The 8,936-nt window shown below is 65.5% G+C and carries 9 protein-coding genes and 1 pseudogene; 8 read left to right on the top strand and 2 right to left on the bottom strand.

Annotation, left to right across the window (positions count from 1 at the left end):
- From AB3X89_RS28615 to AB3X89_RS28580, 8 genes and pseudogenes are all read left to right on the top strand, one after another.
- Positions 1 to 228, top strand: a pseudogene (locus AB3X89_RS28615) (DNA polymerase III subunit delta'); the annotation flags it as partial.
- 49 nt (positions 229 to 277) lie between these two features.
- The gene (locus AB3X89_RS28610) at positions 278 to 793 is read left to right on the top strand and encodes an N-acetyltransferase family protein (protein WP_368586290.1); all 516 of its coding nucleotides are present in this window, start codon (positions 278 to 280) and stop codon (positions 791 to 793) included.
- Positions 794 to 882: 89 nt separating this feature from the next.
- Positions 883 to 1,674 (top strand): TatD family hydrolase, encoded by a 792-nt coding sequence (locus AB3X89_RS28605; RefSeq protein WP_368586289.1) that lies wholly within the window; start codon positions 883 to 885, stop codon positions 1,672 to 1,674.
- A gap of 46 nt (positions 1,675 to 1,720) precedes the next feature.
- On the top strand, positions 1,721 to 2,452 hold the full coding sequence (locus AB3X89_RS28600) for an ankyrin repeat domain-containing protein (protein WP_368586288.1): 732 nt from the start codon (positions 1,721 to 1,723) through the stop codon (positions 2,450 to 2,452).
- Between the two features lie 191 nt (positions 2,453 to 2,643).
- Positions 2,644 to 3,000 carry a Rap1a/Tai family immunity protein gene (locus AB3X89_RS28595; protein ID WP_018431989.1) on the top strand — a complete coding sequence of 119 codons (357 nt, stop codon included), beginning with the start codon at positions 2,644 to 2,646 and terminating at the stop codon, positions 2,998 to 3,000.
- A 154-nt stretch (positions 3,001 to 3,154) separates the two neighbouring features.
- Positions 3,155 to 4,378 (top strand): mechanosensitive ion channel family protein, encoded by a 1,224-nt coding sequence (locus AB3X89_RS28590; RefSeq protein WP_368586287.1) that lies wholly within the window; start codon positions 3,155 to 3,157, stop codon positions 4,376 to 4,378.
- Between the two features lie 162 nt (positions 4,379 to 4,540).
- Positions 4,541 to 5,953, top strand: coding sequence for an alpha,alpha-trehalose-phosphate synthase (UDP-forming) (gene otsA / locus AB3X89_RS28585; RefSeq protein WP_368586286.1), 1,413 nt, complete (start codon positions 4,541 to 4,543; stop codon positions 5,951 to 5,953).
- Positions 5,954 to 6,170: 217 nt separating this feature from the next.
- The gene (locus AB3X89_RS28580; protein WP_176119827.1) at positions 6,171 to 7,238 is read left to right on the top strand and encodes a glycosyltransferase family 4 protein; all 1,068 of its coding nucleotides are present in this window, start codon (positions 6,171 to 6,173) and stop codon (positions 7,236 to 7,238) included.
- A 244-nt stretch (positions 7,239 to 7,482) separates the two neighbouring features.
- Here AB3X89_RS28580 and AB3X89_RS28575 read toward each other — a convergent pair whose 3' ends face one another.
- Both AB3X89_RS28575 and AB3X89_RS28570 read right to left on the bottom strand, forming a co-directional pair.
- On the bottom strand, positions 7,483 to 8,070 hold the full coding sequence (locus AB3X89_RS28575) for a YSC84-related protein (RefSeq protein WP_026228012.1): 588 nt from the start codon (positions 8,068 to 8,070) through the stop codon (positions 7,483 to 7,485).
- Positions 8,071 to 8,451: 381 nt separating this feature from the next.
- Positions 8,452 to 8,901 (bottom strand): hypothetical protein, encoded by a 450-nt coding sequence (locus tag AB3X89_RS28570; RefSeq protein ID WP_368586285.1) that lies wholly within the window; start codon positions 8,899 to 8,901, stop codon positions 8,452 to 8,454.
- Between the last annotated feature and the right edge of the window lie 35 nt (positions 8,902 to 8,936).

Raw genomic sequence — 8,936 nt, 5'->3', positions numbered from 1 at the left:
CAGCAGCGCTGGATGTACGATCTGCTCGCGCAGCGCACGGCCGGCGCGCCGCGCTATTTCCCGCAGGCGTCGGCCGCGCTTGCGCGATGCGCCGCGCAGGCCGACGCCAATGCATTCGCGCGCTTTCTGCGCACCGTCACGCGCCAGCGCGCGGTCGAAAACCATCCGCTGAACGCGCGGCTCGTGTTCGAGGAACTGTTCATCGGCTATCGCGCGCTGTTTGCGTGAGCCCGCAGCCAGACAGCCTTCCGTCTCATTCCATTCAAGCCAAGCCACCATGAGCCTTTCCTACCGCGACGCCACGCTCGACGATCTGCCCGCGATCGTCGCCATCTACAATTCGACGATCCCGTCGCGTCAGGTCACCGCGGACCTCGAACCGGTCAGCATCGAGAGCCGGCATGCGTGGTTTCATGCGCACGGTCCGCAAAAGCGGCCGTTGTGGGTGGTCGAAGATCCGCAGCAGGCGGGGCGCGTGATCGCGTGGCTGAGCTTTTCGGATTTTTATGGCCGTCCGGCCTACCAGCGCACCGCCGAAGTCAGCATCTATCTCGACGAAAGCGCGCGCGGCCAGGGTCTCGGCAAGCAGCTGCTGGCGGCTTCGCTCGACGCGGCACCGGGGCTTGGCATCGACACGGTGCTCGGCTTCGTGTTCGGTCACAATGAAGCGAGCGTGCGGCTGTTCCGCGGCTTCGGCTTCGACGCATGGGGCACGCTGCCGCGCGTTGCGGTGCTCGACGGCGTCGAGCGCGATCTGGTGATTCTTGGCAAGCGCCTTGCGCACGCGAGTTGAGCACGCTGCGTGAACATACCCAAGCTGTCCCAAGCGGCCCCGGCCACGCCGTCGCCCGGCCGCAAAGCCCTTTTTCGCAGGACCTGACCATGTTTGTCGACTCACACTGCCATATCAACTTCGAAGGACTCGCGGACCGTCTGCCGCAAGTGCTGGAAAGCATGCGCAGCCATTCGGTGTCGCACGCGCTGTGCGTGTCGGTGGACCTCGAAACGCTGCCGTCGGTGCTCGATATCGCCAGCCGCCATGACAACGTGTACGCGTCGGTCGGCGTGCATCCCGATCACGAGCACATGCGCGAGCCGAGCGTGGCCGAGCTGGTCGAACTGGCCGAGCATCCGAAGGTCGTCGCGATCGGCGAAACCGGGCTCGACTACTACCGCCTCGAAGGCCGCTCGATCGCCGACATGGAGTGGCAGCGCGAGCGCTTTCGCACCCACATCCGCGCCGCGCACGCGACGGGTAAGCCGCTGATCATCCACACCCGCTCGTCGTCGGAAGACACGTTGCGCATCATGGCCGAGGAGCGCGCGGGCGTGCCGGGCGGCGTGATGCATTGCTTCACGGAACCGTGGGCCATCGCCGAGCAGGCGCTTGCGCAGAATTTCTACATTTCGCTGTCGGGCATCGTCACGTTCAAGAACGCGACCGATGTGCAGGAGGTCGCGCGCCGCGTGCCGCTCGAGCGTCTGCTGATCGAAACCGATTCGCCGTATCTGGCGCCGGTGCCGTATCGCGGCAAGCCGAATGAACCTGCGTACGTCAGTTATGTCGGACGCTTCATCGCGCAGCAACGCGAGATGCCGGACGAGGCGCTAGCCGCCGCAACCACGCAAAACTTCTTCAGACTGTTCGGAATCGCCGCACCGGACGGCGTCTGAAAAAGCTGAATTATCAAAGAGATAGGAAACTTTCCTAAAGTACCATATGAAAAACATTTCGACGTCGTCCGCTGATTTTCAACCGCTGTACGCCGGGCCGGCCGCCCGGGCTCTCTCGCCGGCACGCCGTCTTGCGTGCGCCGCCGCGCTCGCCTGCGCGGCGCTAGTCGCGGTGCCCGCGCATGCAGCGCCGATCGACACGCTGATCAAGGCGGTCAAGTTCGACGACGTCAGCGGCGTCAACAAGCTGCTCGCCAAGGGCATGGACCCGAACAGCGTCGACAACCAGGGCATGCCGCTGCTCGTGATCGCCGCGCGCGAGAAATCCGACAAGGTCGCGGCCGCGCTGCTCGCGAACCCGAAGACCGACATCGAGATTCAGGACAAGGCCGGTGAGAACGCGCTGATGATGGCGTCGCTGGTCGGCGACCTGAACCTCGTGAATCTGCTGATCGCGAAGGACGCCGAGGTCAACAAGAAGGGCTGGGCGCCGCTGCACTACGCGGCCGCGAACGGCCACGACGACATCGTCAAGGTGCTGCTCGACCACTCGGCCTACGTCGACACCGGCTCGCCGAACGGCACCACGCCGCTGATGATGGCCGCGCGCGGCGGCCACGTGTCGACCGTCAAGCTGCTGCTCGACAACGGCGCGGACCTGTCGGTGAAAAACCAGATCGGCATGACCGCGCTCGATTTCGCCAAGACCTACAAGGAGCCTGACGTCGTCGAAGGACTCACGGCGCGCATGCAGCAGACCCAGCAGCAGAAGCAATGACGCTGTCGGCAGGCGGCGCGGCGCGCCCGCGAGGCCGTGCCGTTTTGCTGCGGTTTTGTCGGAGCCGCGCGGCAGCGGGCCTGCTGCCGCCGTGTAAAACAGTGCAGAATGACGACTTCGGCGCGCCGCGTAGCGCGCCGTCCGGACGCGGCAGAAAGACCGCGTGATAAACAACCCTGGAAAGGAACACCATGCTGCGGGCATTGATTTTCGCCGGCGCGCTTGCCTTGCCGCTTTCGGCAGCCGCGTTTACGGGAGGCGACCTCAACAAGCTGTGCACCAAGACGGACATCGCTTCGCGTAGCGCCTGCGCGGCCTACATCGAAGGCGCGGCCGACGGCATCTTCAACACGATCGACGCGATCGGCGGCACCACCGGTCCGCGCGTCGGCCAGTACTTCTGCCTGCCGCCGGATGCGCGCTCGGCGCAGTTGACCGACGCGGTGCGCAAATACATCGCCGAGAATCCGAACGCCGCGGGCTACAACGCGAGCACGGCGATTTCGCTGGGTCTCGGCAAGGCGTTTCCCTGCAAGAGCGGCAGCTGACCGATAACCGCCGCGCATCGAAGAACCCGTTGTAACGCCCAGGCGCCGTCGTGCGCCTCGGTGTCGGGGTCATCGCTCCCGCTGGGGCACCCCCGGATGTCAGTAGTCCCGCAGGCGCGCCGCCGCTCATCGAGCCCGGAGGAAGATGCCCGTTATGCCTACTATCGACGACTTCTACCGCGTGGCCGCCGCGCCGCTGCATACGTGGCTCGGCGCGCTGATCGTGACGGCCTTCGTGACGATCGTGGCGATCGGCGTTCACCGCTTCGGCGCGCGCGTCGTGATGCGTCTCGCGCAGCCGCATGCGCTGACGAGCGTCGTGCTGCGCTACATCGACAAGCCGTCGCTGTTCGTCCTCGTGATCCTCGTGCTCGCGTGGGTCTGGTCCGAGGCGCCCGATACCCTCAACTTCATCGAACCGGTGCGCGACATCACCGGCATCGCGCTGATCGCCGCGCTCACGTGGCTGTCGGTACGCTCGGCCGCGGCGATCGGCGAAGCGATCATCCGCGCCCATCCGCTCGATAGCGCCGATAACCTGCAGGCGCGCCGCATCCATACGCAGGCGCGTGTGCTCGCGCGCTCGGTGATGATCGTGATCGTGATCATCGGTGTCGGCGGTGCGCTGATGACCTTGCCCAATGTGCGGCAAATCGGTGCGAGCCTGCTGGCTTCCGCCGGTGTCGCCGGTCTGGTCGCCGGTATCGCGGCGCGGCCGGTGCTCGGCAACCTGATCGCCGGTTTGCAGATCGCGCTGTCGCAACCGATCCGCCTCGACGACGTTGTCGTGATCCAGAACGAGTGGGGACGCATCGAGGAAATCACCGGCACCTACGTGTCGGTGCGGCTGTGGGACCAGCGCCGCCTGATCGTGCCGCTGCAATGGTTTATCGAAAACCCGTTCACGAACTGGACGCGCAACAGCTCGCAAATCATCGGCACCGTGTTTCTGTTCGTCGATTACCGGATGCCTCTCGCCCCGCTGCGCGAGGAGCTCGCGCGCATCGTCGAGAATGCGCCCGAGTGGGACCGCCGCGTGCAGGTACTGCAGGTAACGGACTGCACCGAACGCGCGATGCAGTTGCGCGCGCTCGTCAGCGCGCCCGATTCCGGCCTCGCGTGGGATTTGCGCTGCCGCGTGCGCGAAGGGCTGCTCGATTTCGTGCACCGGCATTACCCGGAATACCTGCCGCGGGCGCGTGCGGAGGTGTCGGCGGAGCTGGAGACCAGCGGCGCGGGTCCGATCGACTGGCTGCCGCGCAGCCGGCAGGCGCCCGCCGGCAGCACCGCCGCGCATACCGAAGCCGATCCGGTGGCGAGCCGCCTCGGCCGCACTGGCGCGGCCGAAGTCCCGCATAAGGCGAAGGAACAGGCTTAGCCATGCGTTGCCGAGCGCCAATCACGAATCGCTAATCACTAATCGCGACTCGCGGCCGCGCTCACGCCCAACGATGCGCGGGCACGCCGATTGCTATTAACGGGCGCACCACGCCCGCGCAGTCGGCGCGGCGCACCGCAAGAACTACGGAGGACATGCAATATGGGCCGATTGATCGTCGTGTCGAATCGCGTCGCGACGCCGACGGAGACCAAGGGATCGGCGGGCGGACTGGCTGTCGGCGTATTCGGCGCGCTCAAGGATGCAGGCGGCGTCTGGTTCGGCTGGAGCGGCGATGTGGTCAGCGAGACGGTCGCCAACGCGGGGCCGATGCTCGAGCAGGACGGCGCGGTGACCTTCGCGACCGTCGGCCTCACGCGCAAGGACTACGACCAGTACTACCGGGGCTTCTCGAACGCGACGCTGTGGCCGGTATTCCACTACCGCAACGACCTCGCGCGCTACGAGCGCGACGAGTACGCGGGCTACCGGCGCGTCAACGCGTGGCTCGCGCACAAGCTGGTCAAGCTGCTCGAACCGGACGACATCATCTGGATTCACGACTACCATCTGATCCCGTTCGCCGAGGCGCTGCGCAGCGAGGGCGTGACCAACCGCATCGGTTTCTTTCTGCACATCCCGTTTCCCGCGCCGCAGATCCTGCTCAACATTCCGCCGCACGAGGAGCTCGTGAAGTCGCTGTCGTGCTACGACCTGCTCGGCTTCCAGACCGCCACCGACCAGCAGGCGTTCCACGACTACGTGACCCGTCACGCGCGCGGCACGGTCAGCGCGGACGGCATGGTCGAGGCGTTCGGGCGCAAGCTGCGCACCGGCGTGTACCGGATCGGCGTGTTCCCCGATGAAATCGCCGAGCAGGCCAAGCGCTACGAAAGCCGCCAGCACGTGCTCGAACTGAAGCAGAGTCTCGAAGGGCGCAAGCTGATCATGAGCGTCGACCGGCTCGATTATTCGAAGGGGCTGGTCGAGCGGTTTCGCGCGTTCGAACTGCTGCTCGAACGCTCGCCCGAATGGCGCGGCAACGTCACGCTCGTGCAGATCGCGCCGCCGACGCGCTCGGACGTCGCGACCTATCAGAAGATCCGCCAGGATCTCGAATACGAGGCGGGGCGCATCAACGGCCGCTACTCGGGGCTCGATTACACGCCGATCCGCTATCTGAACCAGCAGTACGACCGCTGGAAGCTGATGTCGCTGTTTCGCGAGTCGCAAATCGGCTTCGTCACGCCGCTGCACGACGGCATGAACCTCGTCGCGAAGGAGTACGTGGCCGCACAGAATCCCGAAGATCCCGGCGTGCTGGTGCTGTCGATTTTCGCGGGCGCCGCGGCCGAGCTCTCCGGCGCGGTGCTCGTCAATCCGCACGATGCGATCGGCATGTGCGAAGCCTTGCAGCGCGCACTGCAGATGCCGCTCGACGCGCGCCAGCGGCGTCACGAGATCAACATGGCCGCGCTGCGCGAGAACGATCTCGGGGTGTGGCGCGACAGCTTTCTCAGGGATTTGCGCAGCGTGCCCGTGCGTCGACCGGGCGAGGGCGGGGGCCACAAATGACGACGCGGTGATGGCGGATGTAAGCCGTTTGTAACAGCACCGAGCAATTGCAAGACCTGCGGCTTTTCCACCGACGCCAGGGAATAATCCTCCGTAGCGACGATGCATGCGGCGCTTAGGGACCGCGTGAATTGATCCGACGTCATGGCGCTGTCATACTCGGCGTCGCCGACGGCATCGCGATTGCGCGCCAGCTGTCGGCTCACGGAGACACAATATGAAGATTGCGCAGATCGCCCCGCTGACCGAATCGGTGCCGCCGAAGCTTTACGGCGGCACGGAGCGGGTCGTGTCGTACATCACCGAGGCGCTGGTCGAGCAGGGCCACGACGTGACGCTGTTCGCGAGTGGCGACTCCGTCACGAGCGCGAAGCTCGAACCGGTGTGGCCGCGCGCGCTGCGGCTCGATCCGGGCATTCGCGACCGCGTCGCGCCGCACATGCTGCTGATGGAACTGGTGCGCCGCCAGGCCGAAGACTTCGACGTACTGCATTTCCATCTCGACTATTACTCGTTCTCGGTATTCAAGCGGCAGGAAACGCCATTCGTCACGACGATGCATGGGCGGCTCGATCTGCCCGAGCAGCAGCCAGTGTTCGACACCTTCAACTCGGTGCCGGTGATCTCGATCTCGAATGCGCAGCGTCATCCGCTGCCGCAGGCGCGCTGGCTCACCACGGTCTATCACGGCCTGCCGGAGCAGCTCTATACACCGCAACCGGTCGAGCAGAAGTACCTCGCGTTTCTCGGCCGGATTTCCCCGGAAAAACGCGTCGATACGGCGATCCGCATCGCGGGCCGCTGCGGCATGCCGATCCGCATCGCTGCCAAGGTCGATGCGGCCGACCGCGAATACTTCGAGCGTGACATCCGGCCGTTGCTCGATCTGCCGTACGTCGAGTACATCGGCGAGATCGCCGATCATCAGAAGGCCGAGTTTCTGTCGGGCGCGCATGCGCTGCTGTTTCCGATCGACTGGCCGGAGCCGTTCGGTCTCGTGATGATCGAGGCGATGGCGTGCGGCACGCCGGTGATCGCGTTCAACCGCGGCTCGGTGCCGGAAGTGCTCGAAGAGGGCGTGACCGGGTTCATCGTCGAGGACGAGATCGGCGCGGTGGCGGCCGTCAACCGGCTGCACAAGGTGCCGCGCGCGGGCGTGCGGCGGCGCTTCGAGGAGCGCTTCACGTCGCACCGGATGGCGCGTCAGTATGTGGAGGCGTATCAGTCGGTGATTCGCGCGCAGAAGCGCTCGCGGTTCAAGGTGATCGATTCGTCGGGCGCTTGACGCGGGACCATTCGCGCGTGTCGAAGCGAAGAACGGCGGTGCGCGAGGCGCGCCGCCGTTTTTTTCGCGCTCGGGTTTTCTCGAGTGTGGGCGCCGGCATCGGCATCGCACAACAAAAAGGCCGCGCGATGGCCCACACAGGGTCCCTCGCGCGGCCTTCGCCGCGATGCGATCCGGATGCAAAGCCTGCGCGCGTGTCGGGATGCGCGCGCAGGTGTTCAGGGTAGCGTGCCGGGCAACGCGCTCAGATCTTCAGCCGCGTGACCTTCGTGCCTTGCAGCGACACGTCGCCCATCAGGCCCGCGTTGGTCAACACGAAAACCTGCACCGGCGCGGTGGCCGTGGTCGTGTCGACGGCGCCGTTCGCGCCGACCTTCACGAGCGCGACCGATGCATCGACGCCGGCCGACCAGCCGTCCGCGTTGCGGAATTTGTCGAGCGAATCCTGCGTCATGAACAGGAAGATCAGTGCCTTCGACTGCGCGCCCGCCGTCAGGCCGAACGAGCCTGACACGGTGCTGTAGTAGCCGACCGTCGCGCCGCCCACTCGCAATGCGCCTTCGCCATACTGACCGCCGACGATGAAGCCCGCCTGTATCACCGACGGGAACACCAGCACGCCGCGCGCCTTCGACACCAGCTCACGCGAGCCCGGCACGGTCGTGAACAGTCTGGACAGCGTGCCGTCGACGCTGGCGTCGATCGACTGTCGTTTCGAGGCGTTGACATGAGCATTGTCCGGAGTGTTGCCCGTCGTCGTGCACCCGGCGAGTGCAAGGCCTCCGAAAGCTAGCGCAGCGGTCGTCTTCAACATGAAGTGTCGTCTTTGCATCGTTTTTCTCCGTGGTGGATCCGGGGCGCAACCGTGTTGATGTCGCCTGGTTGCCTCTGAGTTATATCACAGCCTGGTGTAAAAGGCGCGTCGCCTGGCAACGCGAAAAGCCTTATGGGACAAGGGTTTGAGGCTAATCGTAAGGTGCTTTTAAGTAATTTTGACCGGCCCGCCGGGCGGCGTCGAAGTACGCGTCGGGCGAAGATCGGAGGAGCCGAAGCGGACGAGCGCCCGAGGCGCGGCGATTTTGGGGACGCTTCGGCGCGGCCCCGCGATGCGCCGGTTTTTACCGATTTTCGCGTCGTGCCGCGGTCCATCGACATGGAAATGAAAGTGTTGTTTCGACGCAGCAGATTGCACTACGAACGGCGTGGCCGCCGCTCAGCCGTGATTCACCGGACTCTTGACCGCGGGCGGGCGCCGCAGCGCGCGGCGCACCATGCCGATGATCGCGCCGATCGCGAACAGGACCGCCGCCGGCACGATCCAATAGCCGACGAACGCGTGCCACAGATACGCGAACAGCGTCGAGCGACGCACGTTGTATTCGTTGATCGCGTCCTGCTGACGCGGCGCGTTGGCGGCCAGCACGTCGGCCGGGCAGCCGGCGGCTTTTGCCTCGTCGGGTTTGCCATGACAATGCGCGGGCGCGCCGGCGGCGCGCTGCGCCTGAGTGAAATTCCAGGTGGTCAGCGCGCGCTCGAGATCGACCGCGTTGTACGACATTTCCTCGCGGATCTCGTTGACCGCGACGATCGCCACAGGCACGGCCCAGAAAATGATGACCAGCAACCACCGCCTTAACCAGCGGTTTTTGTGCTTCGATACCATCCTTGCCTCCGATCGATGCTCAGTAGCACCAACGA

It is taken from the genome of Paraburkholderia sp. BR14320, from assembly GCF_040948665.1.
Lineage (GTDB): Bacteria > Pseudomonadota > Gammaproteobacteria > Burkholderiales > Burkholderiaceae > Paraburkholderia > Paraburkholderia youngii.
Note: the sequence above shows the minus strand (reverse complement) of the source record. Positions and strands in the feature narration are given on the sequence as shown.

What these genes read in the sequence shown, in the direction of transcription:
- AB3X89_RS28575 (WP_026228012.1), bottom strand. Translation starts at nt 8,070, where the DNA reads ATGCAAAGACGACACTTCATGTTGAAGACGACCGCTGCGCTAGCTTTC.
- AB3X89_RS28570 (WP_368586285.1), bottom strand. Translation starts at nt 8,901, where the DNA reads ATGGTATCGAAGCACAAAAACCGCTGGTTAAGGCGGTGGTTGCTGGTC.
- AB3X89_RS28595 (WP_018431989.1), top strand. Translation starts at nt 2,644, where the DNA reads ATGCTGCGGGCATTGATTTTCGCCGGCGCGCTTGCCTTGCCGCTTTCG.
- AB3X89_RS28600 (WP_368586288.1), top strand. Translation starts at nt 1,721, where the DNA reads ATGAAAAACATTTCGACGTCGTCCGCTGATTTTCAACCGCTGTACGCC.
- AB3X89_RS28580 (WP_176119827.1), top strand. Translation starts at nt 6,171, where the DNA reads ATGAAGATTGCGCAGATCGCCCCGCTGACCGAATCGGTGCCGCCGAAG.
- AB3X89_RS28610 (WP_368586290.1), top strand. Translation starts at nt 278, where the DNA reads ATGAGCCTTTCCTACCGCGACGCCACGCTCGACGATCTGCCCGCGATC.
- AB3X89_RS28605 (WP_368586289.1), top strand. Translation starts at nt 883, where the DNA reads ATGTTTGTCGACTCACACTGCCATATCAACTTCGAAGGACTCGCGGAC.
- AB3X89_RS28590 (WP_368586287.1), top strand. Translation starts at nt 3,155, where the DNA reads ATGCCTACTATCGACGACTTCTACCGCGTGGCCGCCGCGCCGCTGCAT.
- otsA (WP_368586286.1), top strand. Translation starts at nt 4,541, where the DNA reads ATGGGCCGATTGATCGTCGTGTCGAATCGCGTCGCGACGCCGACGGAG.